This window comes from Trichococcus sp. ES5 (genome assembly GCF_900067165.1).
GTDB lineage: Bacteria > Bacillota > Bacilli > Lactobacillales > Aerococcaceae > Trichococcus > Trichococcus flocculiformis.
In genome coordinates this window covers 422,012-435,756 of the sequence record NZ_FJND01000001.1, presented here as the reverse complement: position 1 = coordinate 435,756, position 13,745 = coordinate 422,012, and the positions used below count along the sequence as shown (strand labels likewise).

The window sequence follows — 13,745 nt, the reverse complement described above, 5'->3', positions numbered from 1 at the left end:
GGCCAGGTTTTTCCTCCGGCCACAGCCCACGAAAGAATAGTCACACATGAATCAAATCAAAAACGCACAATGACACCAGCCACAGACGGCCGGTATCATTGTGCGTTTTACTTGTAGCAAGTTAAAAAATCAGCGTAATACCGCCGGCAAAGCTTCGATGAGATCGGAAGCCATCAAGCTGTATTCGGATTTTTCTTGGGCTGCGATATCCCCTGCCAAACCGTGGATGTAGACGCCCAATTTAGCCGCCTCGGAAGGGGCCAAACCTTGAGCCAACAAGCCGGCGATGATGCCGGTCAGGACATCACCAGAACCGCCTGTCGCCATGCCGTTGTTGCCGCTCGCGTTGATGTAATGCTCATCCTGATGGGCAACCACAGTCCGGGCATCCTTCATGACAAAGGTCAAATCTGAATCAGCCGTGCAGAACGCCGCAGACCCCAGGAGGTCCGCTTTTATTTCCACCATGTCCTTAGCCAAAAGACGCGCCAGTTCTTTCAAATGCGGGGTAAGGATGCTCCCCACTGGAACGGCCTGCGCCACTGCGCTGATACGGGCACGGGAATCGTTCCCCGGTAAAGCTGCGTCGTTGAAACGATCGGAAAGGATATTCAAAGCATCCGCATCGATGATCAAAGGGATCTGGCTGTTTTCGAGAACCAAATCAACTACAGTGCGGGCTGCATCGGACCTCCCGATTCCAGGTCCGACAACAATCGCATCGGCGCTGGACACTGCGTCGATGATTTTCAGGCGTTCGCTCTCCTGATCCAATCCATCCGGCTGGTAAGTCGTCAGGATGGCTTCAGGCAGCTGCATCTGAAGGATGGCGCGGTTCTCATCCGGTGTGATGATCTGGACAAGACCTGCGCCGGAACGGTAGGCGGCTTTTGCCGCCAAGAAGGCAGCCCCGCTCATGTTTGCGGATCCGGCGATGATCACGACCCGGCCGTAAGTGCCTTTGTTCGAATAGGCCGCGCGTCTCGGAAGCGAAAAAAGATCGCTCTCTTCATAGAACAGCACATTCGAAGAAATGACATCCATGGCGCTTGGCGGGAAACCGATGTCGCTGACGATCAATTTTCCGGTGTGCAAAGAACCTGGGTAAAGCAGCTGGCCGATTTTTTCGATTCCGAAAGTGATGGTCACATCCGCCCGGACAGCGGTCCCGAGCACTTGTCCATTGTCGGCTGAGATGCCGGATGGGATGTCGACGGCAAAGACATATCCTTGGAACGCGTTCATGAGTTGGATCGTCTCCGCGTATTTTCCTTCTGCCGGCCTGTCCAACCCGATGCCGAAAATCGCATCGACCAAGACGGTGTAGCCTTTGAAATTGATTTCGCTGATGTCATCCCAGATGACCATTTCCAGGTTTTCGATGATATCGAGTTGTTTTCTGGACTCAGGCGATAATTTGTCACGCTCACCGATCAGGAATACATCCACCTGGAAGCCGTGGTTCAACAAAATGCGGGCTGCCGCCATTCCGTCGCCGCCGTTATTGCCTGAACCGCAGATCACGAGGATGATGTCCTCTCCTGATATGCGTTCTTCCATGGCTGCGACGACCTCATTCGCTGCATTTTCCATCAGCACCATGGCTGGGATGCCGATTTCATCGATCGTAAAGGCGTCGATTTTCTTCATCTGTTGGCTGTTGACAAGTTTTTTCATTAAATATTCCTCCTGAACGTTGATGGATGTCATTCCATTTTCACATTTGCTATTATACCATTCTTAGTGCTGGAAAGAATACGGGGAGCCTGATATAGCTATATATAGGCGGAATCTAATGATTGTCTTAACAAGCCACAGCACTTTTGCACAGTAAATTTCTAAAAACTTAGGGAAAACAGTCATTCACTTTTTATAAGTAATGTGATAATCTTATCAAGGAACTCGAATAAGGGAGGAATGTAGGATGATCGAGCTGATTGCAACAGCCGAGTCAGTAGCGCAAGCCAAGGAATTGGTGGATTGCGGTGTAGATATACTATATATAGGAGAGGATGAGTACGGCCTTCGTTTGCCGTATTCCTTCACCAGAGAGGAACAACGTGAGGTCATTGCCTATGCGCATGAGAAAGGCGCGCAAGTCAGTGCCGCGGTGAACGCGATCTTCCATAACGATCGGATCAACCAGGTGGCCGAATATCTGGCTTTCCTGCGTGAAGCGGAAGTCGACAGCATCACGTTGGGCGACCCCGGCGTCGTGCAGGTCATGCGGGAACAGGATTTGTTCATCCCTTACCGTTATGACGCACAAGTCATGGTGACTTCAAGCGGACAGATCAATTTCTGGGCGAAAAGGGGAGCGGTCGGTTCCGTGCTGGCCCGCGAAGTGCCTTTCGAGGAAATGAAGAAACTCATTCCGGGCGCTTTGGTTCCGGTCGAAGTATTGGTGTACGGTGCTACTTGCATCCACCAATCAAAACGTAATTTGCTTGAAAACTACTTCAATTTCATCGAGAAAGAGGAAGCGGTGAACAAAGAGCGCGGGTTGTTCATTTCCGAGCCGAAAAAAGTGGATTCCCATTATTCCATCTATCAGGACCGCAACGGAACGCACATCTTCGCCAACAATGATCTTGATTTGATGCCTCATCTGGGCGAACTGACGGCTATCGGTGTCTCGCAATGGATGTTGGACGGGTTGTTCACACCGGGAGAAAATTTTGTCGCAATCGCGAAGCTGTTCGTTGAGGCGCGCGAAGCCCTGGCTGAAGGGAACTGGACGGAAGCATTGGCGGAACGCTTGGATGCCGAACTGCGTGCTTTGCATCCCGCCAACCGTGAGTTGGATACCGGATTCTATTCCAAGGATCCGAACGAAGTTGTCTGATACTTTGATACTGAAAGAAAGAGAGTGTACACACATGCGAACAATAACAAAGAAGCCCGAGGTCTTGGCCCCGGGCGGAACATTAGAAAAATTGAAGACAGCCATCCACTACGGAGCTGATGCCGTCTATATCGGTGGAGAAGCTTATGGATTGCGCAGCCGCGCAGGCAATTTCGACTATGAGGAAATGGCTGAAGCAGTCGCTTTTGCACATAGCCACGGTTCGAAGATCTATGTCGCCGCGAACATGGTCACCCATGAAGGCAACGAGGAAGGTGCAGGCGAATTCTTCCGCACAATCCGCGATATCGGCATCGATGCGGTGCTGATTTCGGATCCAGCGCTGATGGAAATTGCGGTGACCGATGCACCCGGCTTGCCGATCCATTTGTCGACACAGGCTTCCGCGACCAATTACCAGACGCTCAATTTTTGGGCGAGCGAAGGCTTGGAACGCGTTGTTTTGGCCCGTGAAGTATCGATGGCAGAAATCCAGGAAATGAATGAGAAGACCGATGTTGAAATCGAAGCCTTCGTCCACGGGGCGATGTGCATCTCCTATTCGGGCCGTTGTGTCCTCTCCAACCACATGTCGAACCGTGATGCCAACCGCGGAGGCTGCGCGCAGTCTTGCCGTTGGAAATATGGCTTGTTCGATATGCCGTTGTTGGGACAACAGAACCCTGTAGGTGCCGGCGAAGAAGGCATCGAAGAGAAATTCTCCATGAGTGCCGTCGATCTGTCGATGCTGGAACACCTGCCCGACCTGATCGAGAGCGGCGTAGACAGCCTGAAGATAGAAGGGCGCATGAAATCGATCCACTACGTGTCTACGGTAGTCAATGTTTACCGCAAAGCTGTGGATGCTTATTGCGCCGATCCAGATCATTACGAATTGAAGCAGGAATGGGTGGATGAATTGTGGAAAGTCGCCCAACGCGAATTGGCGACCGGCTTCTTCTACAAAGATCCTACCGAGGATGAACAGCTCTTCGGCCAACGCCGCAAAATTCCGCGCTACGGGTTCGTCGGCCAAGTGATGGCATATGATCCGGAAACGCAGATGGCCACAATTCAGCAACGGAACAATTTCGGTGTCGGGGACGAAATCGAATTTTACGGTCCCGGCCTGCGCCACAATAAGCTGACTGTGGAAGCCATCTGGAACGAACACGATGAAGCGATCGACCGTGCACCCAATGCCATGATGATCGTGAAGATGAAAGTTCCTTTCGCGGTTGAACGTTTCGATATGATCCGCAAAAAGAAATAGAAAAAGTGTAAGCTTAAGACTTGCTTTTTTCGGGCTTACCGTTTATATTGATTAAGAACTGAATAGAAGTTTTTCCGTAAGGGAGTAACTAGCAGCTTTGCTGTGGCAATGCCAACAATAAGTAGATCCGAGAGGGTCTTCTGGTGTTGCCTTAAATAGTGAGACTTATGCCTAACGTTTCTTGAGAGAGACGTTAGTGCATAAGTCTCTTTTTTATTAGTTATTTGCGGAAAACAAGGAGGGAAGCGCGGCGAAAACTTGAAGCAGGAAACAGATAAGGGAGCAACGGCTGGTTAAAAATAGATATCCAATAACAGGGGGATTTCAGATGGAAAACGAAAGAACAACCACGAAAACGATAGCGGCAAAAAAGAATGCGGGCTACCCGCACAATAACAAACCTGGAGGGGATTCCTTGGCGGCATACCAGAAAAGCTTGGAGAATATTTTTGCGGAAACGGGCAGCACTAAAGAAGGTCTCGATGAACAGTCCGTCAAAACGAAGCAAGCGGAGCACGGGTTCAACGAATTGGAAACGAAGGAACGAGATTCGGTCCTGAAGTTGTTTGTTGAGACGTTCAAGGATGCAATGGTTCTGGTGTTGCTGGCTGTTGCTACCATTCAGATGGTGATGGGGCATGCAGCAGAATCATTGATTATCTTTGCAGTTCTGATGATCAATGCGATTGTCAGCGTCATCCAGACAAGGAAAGCAGAAGGCTCGCTGGATGCATTGAAAAGTTTGTCCGCTCCGATGGCAAAAGTTAAAAGGGCCGGTATGAGGATGACCGTTCCTGCTAGGGAATTGGTCATCGGAGATATCGTCAGCCTGGATGCTGGTGATTATGTCCCGGCAGACGGTCGACTGTTTGAAGCGAGTGCGCTCAAGGTGGATGAAGGGATGCTGACCGGGGAGTCCATCCCCGCCGATAAAGAAGTGATGGATATCAACGGAGCAGTTCCGGTGGGCGATCGCTCGAATATGGTCCATAGCGGAACGCTGGCTGTGTACGGCCGGGGAGAATTCATCGTCACCGCCATCGCCAACGACACCGAAATCGGTAAGGTGGCGAACTTATTGGATAATGCGTTGGCAAAGCAAACGCCGCTGCAAAAGAATCTGGAGCATTTCAGTAAAAAATTGGGTGTGGGCATCCTGATGCTTTCCGGACTTATTTTCGGAATCCAGTTCATCCGTATGATGGCGGAGGGAACGACGGATATCGGGTCCGGCGTACTGAGCGCCTTCATGTTCGCTGTCGCCGTCGCGGTTGCAGCGATTCCGGAAGCCCTGCAGTCGATCGTGACGATTGTCCTTTCGATTGGGACGAAAAAGATGGCCAAGAAACATGCGATCATCCGCAAATTGTCTGCAGTAGAAACGTTGGGATCGACCAGCATCATAGCCACCGATAAGACAGGAACTTTGACCCAGAATAAGATGACAATCGTCGACCATTATTTGGTGAACGGCCAATCCGGTAGTTTCAATGCTCATCCGCAGACCTGGTCATCCGATGAGCAGCGCTTGATGCAGGTCGCCGTCTTGGCTAATGATGCCAACATCAATATGGACGGACACGAGGTGGGGGACCCCACGGAAGTAGCCATGATCGCCTTCAGCAATAAAATGAATCAGCCATACGATGAGCTAAGGAAAGCTTATCCGCGTGTGGCGGACTTGCCTTTCGATTCGGAACGCAAACTGATGTCGACGGTCCACACAATCAACGGGGAGCATCTGTTGCTGACGAAAGGCGGCCCGGATGTGGTTTTCGGGCGCAGTACCAAAGTTTTGATTGATGGAGAAGTGGTGCCGTTGACGAATGAAATCCTTGAAAACATCAAGGAAAAGAATGAACATTTTTCGGATCGTGCCCTCCGCGTATTGGCTTTCGCCTATCGGCCGATGGAGGCAGCAGAGGCGCTCGATTTCGATGCGGAGCATGATCTGATTCTGGTCGGGCTTATGGCGATGATTGATCCACCGCGCGAAGAGGTTTATGGCGCTGTTGCGGAAGCCAAGAAAGCAGGCATCAAAACGGTGATGATCACCGGCGACCATAAAACGACAGCGCGCGCGATTGCCCGCGATATCGGCATTTCGGGAGAGGACGACCTTGCTTTAACCGGACAGGAGCTGGACAACCTAAGTGATCGGGAATTGGATGCTGTTTTGGAACGTGTATCCGTCTATGCTCGGGTATCTCCTGAGAACAAAATCCGGATTGTCCGCGCATGGCAGAATAAAGGTCATGTCACTGCGATGACGGGTGACGGGGTGAACGATGCTCCGGCTTTGAAGCAAGCAGACATCGGCATCGCCATGGGCAGCGGAACGGATGTCGCCAAAGAGGCGGCAGCGATGGTGCTGACCGACGATAACTTCGTTTCCATCGTCAGCGCGGTCGGAGTAGGCCGCAACGTCTATGACAACATCAAGAAAGCCATCGCCTATCTCTTCTCGGGCAACTTGGGGGCCATCATCGCCATCATCGCAGCGCTGCTGATGGACTGGGTAAATCCATTCACAGCCCTGCAACTGCTGTTCATCAACTTGGTCAATGATTCGATTCCCGCGATTGCATTGGGTATGGAGAAGGGCGAGCCTGATGTGATGAGTCGCAAACCAAGGGATCCAAACGAGGGCATTTTCTCCGGAGATACGCTCGTTTCTGTCATCTACCGAGGGATACTGATCGGGGGAGCCGTCATCCTTTCGCAATTCATCGGTATGGTTTATTCTGCCGAAATTAGTGTGGCGATGGCCTTCTCAACTTTGATCATCGCGCGTACTTTACAGACGTTTCCAGCGCGTTCTAATTCCCAGACAGCTATCGGAGCGGGTTTCTTTTCGAATAAATATGTCCTTTATGCTGTAGCTTTCTGCAGCACATTGTATGCGGCGACTTTGTTGCCGGCGGTGCGCGGCATCTTCTCGATACCGGCCGACTTCGGCTTGGTGCATTTCGGGATAGCAGCAGGACTGTCCTTGACCGCCGTCGCGTTGATGGAAGCGACGAAACTGATCATCAAACGAGTCAGAAACTGATGAATTCCTGAAATTAAAAAAAAACGGCCGGGGAAATTGGATTCCCTGGTCGTTTTTTGCGATTAAAGCTATCATCAAGAAAAAAGGCGTTCTTTCGGCTGAGCCGGTACTTTGAACAGCAAGGCAATCACCGCAGCGAGAACCGTAAAGACGAAAAGGATCAAGTAGAGATAATTGAGCCCTACATTATCGATTACCGGACCCGCCATCAATTGGAAGAAGATGGTGCCGATGTTCCTGGAAAGCATGGCGACGACTGCAGTTCCTGTAGCGATCAGTTTCCGGTTCAGCAAGGTAGAGACCATCTTGAGGTTCAGCATGATGAAGGTTCCGGAAGCGAAAAACTTGGTCAATACGGTCGCTATCGAAAGCACTAAAAAGTCATCCGACAGGAAATTGATCAGATATTCCGTTCCTGAAAGGAACAAAACGGCCAGAAGCAGCTGTTTATTCGTGAAATGGTCCATGAAGCGGTGTGAAAAAGCCATCGCGATGACTTCCGCAAACAGGGCTACGGTCAAGGTCGTGCTGACAATTGCGACCGGGGCTCCCGTATCGGTCAAAAGCAGCGGAAGATAACTGGTGTTGACCGTGTTCGTGCCGAAAATGATGAACGCCAAAAGCAGATAAGTGATGAAAAGTTTGTTCTGGAATATATTTCTGATTGTATGCCCCCCGGAAATTTCTTCTTTCTTCTCGGCTGGCTGTTCTGAAGAGACAATCGGTTGCTCCGGTTTTGGCAACGTATAAAGGAACACGATGCTTGCGAAGTAGCAGGCGAGATAGAGAATAAAAATGGATTTTGGAGACAGAAAATCATAGATGATCCCTGAAATTTGTTGCCCGGCCGCATAGCCGATTGTTCCCCAGAGGCGAATTTGGCCGAATCTGTAAGGACTGTTGGCCGCGAGCACATCAAACAGAGGTGCGAGTCCCAAGGTGATGGCGTTCGCCAATCCGTAAACGAGCCCAAAGAGCCAGTTGCCTGTGAAGAAAAAGAGTCCCATGCTGATGACGGCTGAGATCAGGACGTAGATGGTCACCGTTTTACGCGTTCCCCATTGCTCGTTTGAATAACCGATCAGTCCTTGGATGATGAGTGCGATTATGTTTGAAAGGATCAGGATGAATGAAATTTCCGACCCGTTTTTTCCTATGTCGCGCATGTAGACGGTGATCAATGATGACAAAGCCGCCATGGACATAAAGTAGAAGATGAATAATATCACATATTGCTGATACAAACGCTCCTTAAAATACCCCATCGAATTACATTCCCCCAATAAGTTCACTAGTATACAATATTCTAACACATGATCCGGTGATAAAGCTGTTTCTTTCTTAATTTGAAAAGTGCTTCGCAAATCTCACACCAATTCTCCATAAAATTGTAAAAAGCGTTCGAAATCGGCCGTGCATCAAGCTAGGGATGCGCTATAATGATAGACAACGATACTAACGGAAAGGTGATGTCTGCTGATGTATCCACAAACCCAAAAGAAAATCGCTGAAATGCTGAAAGGCAATATTTTCCCAGGAGTGAGCTACACCTTCATCGACATGGACAAAACAGAAACGCGAATGGTCGGATCGGCGGCGATCCTGCCTGAACGGGAATCCTTACGGGAAGGCATGCTCTATGATGTGGCATCTTTAACAAAAGTGATCGTCACGACGACGCTGCTGCTCCAGCTACAAGAAGAAGGGGCAATCAACTTCGAAGATCCGGTGCAGGCGTATCTGCCCGAGTTCCCTTCTGCTGCGGTGACGATCCGCCATCTGCTGACGCATACTTCAGATCTGAAAGGCTATATCAAAAATCGCGATGCGTTGACTGCCGATGAACTCATTGCCGCCTTGATCGCCCTTACGCCAGGAGAGAACCTAGGCAAAAATGTGGTCTATACCGATACCGGATTGCTCCTTGCGGGCTTCATCATCGAGAAGCTGACCGGAAAATCGGTGGAAAAAAATTTTGAAGAACGCATCAAACGTCCTCTTGCCATGACGGAAAGTACCTTCCATCCGACCGATCCGATGCGCTGTGTTCCTACGCAGAACCACCCGACAAGAGGCTTAATCCGGGGCGTTGTGCATGACCCCAAAGCGCTGTCTTTGGGAGGACATTGCGGGAGTGCCGGCTTGTTCGCACCAATGAAAGATTTGATCCGCTTCTCCCGGATGATGCTGCATTTTGGGGAATGGGAAGGCCAACGGATTTTGCGTGAAGAGAGTATCCGTACATTGCTGAGGGATTGGGGGAATGTCCCGAGCCAGCCACGCTCTTTGGGATGGAATCTGATTCAGGAAGGGGAAGATTTTGTATTGTGGCACACCGGTTATACCGGAACGTTTATGATACTGGATCTGAACCAGCAAACAGCGTTCATACTGCTTTCGAACCGGGTCCATCTCAAAGACCACAGACCCGAGTGGATCGCGGTCCGCGACGAGCTGATCGCCATATATAGGAAGGAAGCCCAGAAGGAAACAGCAGAATAGCAAAAAAACGCCACTTTTAGGATGGCGTTTTTTTGCTGTCCTTGGATGGACAAAGTTCTTTAGAAAGTGGGCGGCGAAGTTGCAGCTTCACCGATCCGGTTCGGAGATCCAAAGAAAAAGAGTAGTTTCTCTCAGTAACTAGAGAGTATACAGTGATACTCTGAATATAGTATGACAGCTGATTAACATTTTGGATAGTATCAAATGAGAAAATTCACATGAAAACTGCTATTGAAAATTCCACCGACAATTGATAAGATAGTGAAAGCAAAGTCCTTTAATATGATTCAGAGAGATCATGAAGGGTAACAAATCACATACATTTGATACCTTAGGTCCTTTTGCAAATAAACGTCAAAAGGGTATTTTTTTGCCCAAAAACTAGGAGGAAAAGGTATGGCAATCAACCAAAAACCGTTATTATTGGACGTGGACGAAAAACCGGAAGTTCTGAAAGGCATTCTGTTGAGTTTTCAACACGTTTTTGCAATGTTCGGAGCAACGATATTAGTTCCGTTAATTTTAGGGATGCCCGTCTCGGTCGCTTTGTTCGCGAGCGGAATCGGCACCCTGATTTATCAGGTGGCAACAAAAGCGAAAGTTCCCGTCTATCTGGGATCTTCGTTCGCCTACATTACAGCAATGGCTGTGGCCATTGAACAAATGGGCGGGGACATCAAGGCCGCACAGACAGGCGTCATCATGGTGGGGCTTGTCTACGTCCTGATCGCTGGAATTGTCAAAATGCTGGGTACGAAATGGATCGACAAATTGCTGCCGCCGATCGTCATCGGACCGATGATCATGGTCATCGGATTGGGACTGGCTTCGTCTGCAGTAACCAATGCCGGCTTCGTGGCGGATGGGGATATCCGTCATATCATTGTGGCGATTGCAACGTTCCTGATCACTTCGTTCATCAACACGAAAGGGAAAGGCTTTTTCAAAATCATACCTTTCCTGATCGGAATCATCGGAGGATACGTCATCGCACTTTTCATGGGTCTGGTCGATTTCCAACCTGTATTGGATGCGAAATGGTTCGAACTGCCGGGATTCTATCTACCGTTTGAAACACCTTGGTTCAATTCTTACGATCTGTATTTCGGACCGGAAACATTGGCCATCATCCCAGTCGCATTGGTTACGATTTCTGAACATATCGGTGACCATACTGTTTTGGGCAAAATCTGTAACCGTCAATTCCTGAAAGATCCGGGTCTTTCCCGGACGCTTATGGGCGATGGTGTAGCGACTGCGGTTTCAGCTTTCATCGGTGGACCGGCGAATACGACTTACGGTGAAAATACCGGCGTCATCGGGATGACGCGCATCGCATCCGTTTCCGTCATCCGTAACGCTGCCTTCATCGCAATCGGTTTGAGCTTCTTCGGAAAATTCACTGCGCTGATTTCAACCATCCCAACATCTGTATTGGGCGGGATGTCCATTCTGTTGTATGGTGTCATCGCCAGTAATGGCCTGAAAGTATTGATCGAAGAACAAATCGATTTCAACCACGTCCGCAACCTGATCATCGCCAGCTCGATGCTAGTGCTGGGACTGGGCGGCGCGGTTCTGGATATCGCAGGCGTGGTTACCTTGTCAGGTACAGCATTGAGCGCTATTACCGGTATTGCGTTGAACTTGGTTCTGCCGCATGAAGAAGCGTATAATCCAAAACATCCGATTCATAAAAAAGAAGAGCACAAACATTAATGCAAAAAAGGCATCGCCGCTCAATTACAGAGCGGCGATGCCTTTTTTATATTGGGATTTTTGGGTGCTTAGACCAAAAAAACTATGCGAACTATCAGTCGCCCCAGACTTCGTCAGCGATCTGTTTGACCAAAGCCAATTTCGCCCACTGTTGCTCTTCCGTCAGATTGTTTCCTTCTTCGGTCGAAGCGAAGCCGCATTGCGGGCTCAGGCATAATTGCTCCAACGGCACATACTTGGTTGCTTCAGTGATGCGTGCTTTGACTTCGGCGATATCTTCCAATTCCGGTGTTTTTGAAGTGATCAAGCCTAGGATAATTTGGCCGTCGCCTGTGTAGTAGCGCAATGGTTCGAACCCACCAGCACGGTCAGTGTCGTATTCCAGAAAGAAGCCGTCAAAGCCGGTTTCGCCGAACAATTCTTTCGCAACAGGCTCATAAGCGCCTTCTTGCGAGTAGGACGAGCGGAAATTGCCGCGGCAGATATGCGTCGTGACGACCAGATCTTCAGGCAGACCGATCTGGATATTTTTGACGTTTTCAGTAGCGACGCGTTTCAATTCATCGTAAGTTTCCTGAGAACCGAAGATTTCCAATGCTTTGTCCGAACAAAGGTCGCCCCAGAAAGTGTCATCGATCTGGATGTAACGGTTACCCAACGAGTAGAAGTGCAGGATGGTGTCGCGGTATGCTTGCTGCAGATCGGCAGCATACTCCTCCAATGTAGGATAAATTTCTTCATTGCGGAAACCGAGGCGGATCAATTGGTTCGGGCTCGGGATCGATACTTTCGCAACGGCTCTATCGCCGACTGCTTCAGCCAAGAAAGCATAGTCCGCAAAGAAGGGATGTTCCGGATTAAAGGCGATTTTGCCGATGTTGCGGACGCTGTGGGCGCTGGTCACAACGTTGTGGAATTGTTTGCCTTGAGCCGCAAGGTAACCTTCAAAGCCCAAGAGGTTCTCAAGGAAATCGAAATGCCAATAAGAGCGTCGGAACTCTCCGTCGGTGATGCCTTTGTAGCCAAGCGCAATCTGTTTGTCGACGATGCGCGTGATTTCAACATTTTCGATTTCGCGCAGGGCTTCCTTCGTGATTTTGCCTTCAGCCAGCTCTTTGCGGGCTTTTTTGATGCTTTCGGGACGCAAGAAACTTCCTACGTGGTCTGCGCGGAATGGCGCCTTCGTTCTGCTTAAAGTTGTTTGGGTTGTCATGATATTTTCCTTCTTTCGTTTGTTTTTTTGTAAAAAAATACGTCCTTGCGCAATATGTTGCGCAAGGACGTATGAAAAATTCACCGTGTTACCACCTTGATTCAGAAAAACCTCTCGATTTTCCCCTTAACCAGTACGCCGCAACAAATCGCTGTTCCGGGATACTGTGATGCTGTAACGGGCATTCCCGTGGAGAGCTAAGGTTCTAAAAAGAGCGTTCGCCGTCCACTCACTCGAAGACCATTTTCCGGATAGCATCCCTGTCCTCTTTTCAGCTGCCGAGGTTCTCTGTGCATTTCGTCCACCCGTACTTCTCTTTTCAATGTGAATTTATTTTGAAATTTATATATATAATAACAAGCGAATAAGAATGAGTCAAACCTTTTTTAATTAATTTTTCATTTTGGTGTATTTTCATTTCGATTCTTTCTGTTCAAGAAGGAAATTGCAATTCATGCTGTGAGGGTATATACTTCATATAGATAGATGTCTATGTGAAGGGCTCAAGGCTGAAAGAGTGCGCTGGAGTGCCTCAAAGGGCATCAAGAAAAGAGGATCTGAATATGACGATTGAATACAAAACATACGCAAAATGCCTGAAAGTCTTATCGGACGAAACAAGATTGGAAATCATGGATTTACTGTCGGAAGGGGAAATGTGCGCCTGTGCGTTATTGGATCAGTTTTCGATCACACAACCGACTTTATCCTATCACATGAAAATGATGAAGGATTGTGGCTTGGTGGACAGCAGGAAAGACGGCATTTGGGTCAAATACTCCGTGAATCATGAAAAGTTGGATGAGTTGAAGGACTTTTTCCAGACTATGGCCAAACAAAACACCACGGTATAATTCATTCGAAAGCAGGGGATGGAAATGGAGATCAAAATTTTGGGGCTGGGCTGCCGTAACTGCGAGAAGCTTCAGGCCAATGCAAATGAAGCACTGAAGAAGATCGGCATGGAAGCAACCATCATCAAAGTGGAGGATCCGAAAGAAATCGCAAAGTACGGCATCATGCAGACTCCAGGGCTGGTCATCAACGAGAAGGTCGTCTCCTATGGGCGGATCTTGACACCCAAACACATTGCAGAACTGCTGCAAAAGTGAAGAACAGAGAAAACACCTATCTTTGGATG

10 protein-coding genes are annotated in these 13,745 nt (G+C 49.1%); 7 read left to right on the top strand and 3 right to left on the bottom strand.

What is annotated here, in order from left to right:
* Positions 1 to 129 precede the first annotated feature (129 nt).
* Positions 130 to 1,677 carry a bifunctional ADP-dependent NAD(P)H-hydrate dehydratase/NAD(P)H-hydrate epimerase gene (locus tag TES5_RS01965; protein ID WP_068559168.1) on the bottom strand — a complete coding sequence of 516 codons (1,548 nt, stop codon included), beginning with the start codon at positions 1,675 to 1,677 and terminating at the stop codon, positions 130 to 132.
* Positions 1,678 to 1,924: 247 nt separating this feature from the next.
* Here TES5_RS01965 and TES5_RS01960 point away from each other — a divergent pair, with 247 nt between their 5' ends.
* The 3 genes from TES5_RS01960 (at position 1,925) to TES5_RS01950 (ending at position 7,170) form a co-directional block, all read left to right on the top strand.
* A complete protein-coding gene (locus TES5_RS01960; RefSeq protein ID WP_068559166.1) occupies positions 1,925 to 2,845 on the top strand; it encodes a peptidase U32 family protein in 921 nt (306 codons plus the stop codon).
* A 34-nt stretch (positions 2,846 to 2,879) separates the two neighbouring features.
* Positions 2,880 to 4,118: a peptidase U32 family protein gene (locus tag TES5_RS01955; protein ID WP_068559164.1), complete on the top strand. Its 1,239-nt coding sequence runs from the start codon at positions 2,880 to 2,882 to the stop codon at positions 4,116 to 4,118.
* Positions 4,119 to 4,533: 415 nt separating this feature from the next.
* Positions 4,534 to 7,170, top strand: coding sequence for a cation-translocating P-type ATPase (locus tag TES5_RS01950; RefSeq protein WP_068559369.1), 2,637 nt, complete (start codon positions 4,534 to 4,536; stop codon positions 7,168 to 7,170).
* A 74-nt stretch (positions 7,171 to 7,244) separates the two neighbouring features.
* Here TES5_RS01950 and TES5_RS01945 read toward each other — a convergent pair whose 3' ends face one another.
* On the bottom strand, positions 7,245 to 8,435 hold the full coding sequence (locus tag TES5_RS01945) for an MFS transporter (protein ID WP_068559162.1): 1,191 nt from the start codon (positions 8,433 to 8,435) through the stop codon (positions 7,245 to 7,247).
* 214 nt (positions 8,436 to 8,649) lie between these two features.
* Between TES5_RS01945 and TES5_RS01940 the strand changes: the two genes are divergently transcribed.
* Positions 8,650 to 9,672: a serine hydrolase domain-containing protein gene (locus TES5_RS01940; protein ID WP_068559161.1), complete on the top strand. Its 1,023-nt coding sequence runs from the start codon at positions 8,650 to 8,652 to the stop codon at positions 9,670 to 9,672.
* 396 nt (positions 9,673 to 10,068) lie between these two features.
* Positions 10,069 to 11,391: a uracil-xanthine permease family protein gene (locus tag TES5_RS01935; RefSeq protein ID WP_068559159.1), complete on the top strand. Its 1,323-nt coding sequence runs from the start codon at positions 10,069 to 10,071 to the stop codon at positions 11,389 to 11,391.
* A gap of 94 nt (positions 11,392 to 11,485) precedes the next feature.
* On the opposite strand, the gene TES5_RS01930 is transcribed toward TES5_RS01935, so the two are convergent.
* On the bottom strand, positions 11,486 to 12,604 hold the full coding sequence (locus TES5_RS01930) for a 5-methyltetrahydropteroyltriglutamate--homocysteine S-methyltransferase (protein ID WP_068559367.1): 1,119 nt from the start codon (positions 12,602 to 12,604) through the stop codon (positions 11,486 to 11,488).
* 563 nt (positions 12,605 to 13,167) lie between these two features.
* Between TES5_RS01930 and TES5_RS01925 the strand changes: the two genes are divergently transcribed.
* On the top strand, positions 13,168 to 13,458 hold the full coding sequence (locus TES5_RS01925; protein ID WP_068559156.1) for an ArsR/SmtB family transcription factor: 291 nt from the start codon (positions 13,168 to 13,170) through the stop codon (positions 13,456 to 13,458).
* Between the two features lie 24 nt (positions 13,459 to 13,482).
* Positions 13,483 to 13,716: a thioredoxin family protein gene (locus TES5_RS01920; RefSeq protein WP_068559155.1), complete on the top strand. Its 234-nt coding sequence runs from the start codon at positions 13,483 to 13,485 to the stop codon at positions 13,714 to 13,716.
* The last annotated feature ends 29 nt before the right edge of the window (positions 13,717 to 13,745 follow it).

Bases quoted from the DNA above. Each gene is read 5' to 3' on its own strand.
- TES5_RS01955 (WP_068559164.1), top strand. From the start codon at position 2,880: ATGCGAACAATAACAAAGAAGCCCGAGGTCTTGGCCCCGGGCGGAACA.
- TES5_RS01925 (WP_068559156.1), top strand. From the start codon at position 13,168: ATGACGATTGAATACAAAACATACGCAAAATGCCTGAAAGTCTTATCG.
- TES5_RS01930 (WP_068559367.1), bottom strand. From the start codon at position 12,604: ATGACAACCCAAACAACTTTAAGCAGAACGAAGGCGCCATTCCGCGCA.
- TES5_RS01965 (WP_068559168.1), bottom strand. From the start codon at position 1,677: ATGAAAAAACTTGTCAACAGCCAACAGATGAAGAAAATCGACGCCTTT.
- TES5_RS01945 (WP_068559162.1), bottom strand. From the start codon at position 8,435: ATGGGGTATTTTAAGGAGCGTTTGTATCAGCAATATGTGATATTATTC.
- TES5_RS01935 (WP_068559159.1), top strand. From the start codon at position 10,069: ATGGCAATCAACCAAAAACCGTTATTATTGGACGTGGACGAAAAACCG.
- TES5_RS01940 (WP_068559161.1), top strand. From the start codon at position 8,650: ATGTATCCACAAACCCAAAAGAAAATCGCTGAAATGCTGAAAGGCAAT.
- TES5_RS01920 (WP_068559155.1), top strand. From the start codon at position 13,483: ATGGAGATCAAAATTTTGGGGCTGGGCTGCCGTAACTGCGAGAAGCTT.
- TES5_RS01960 (WP_068559166.1), top strand. From the start codon at position 1,925: ATGATCGAGCTGATTGCAACAGCCGAGTCAGTAGCGCAAGCCAAGGAA.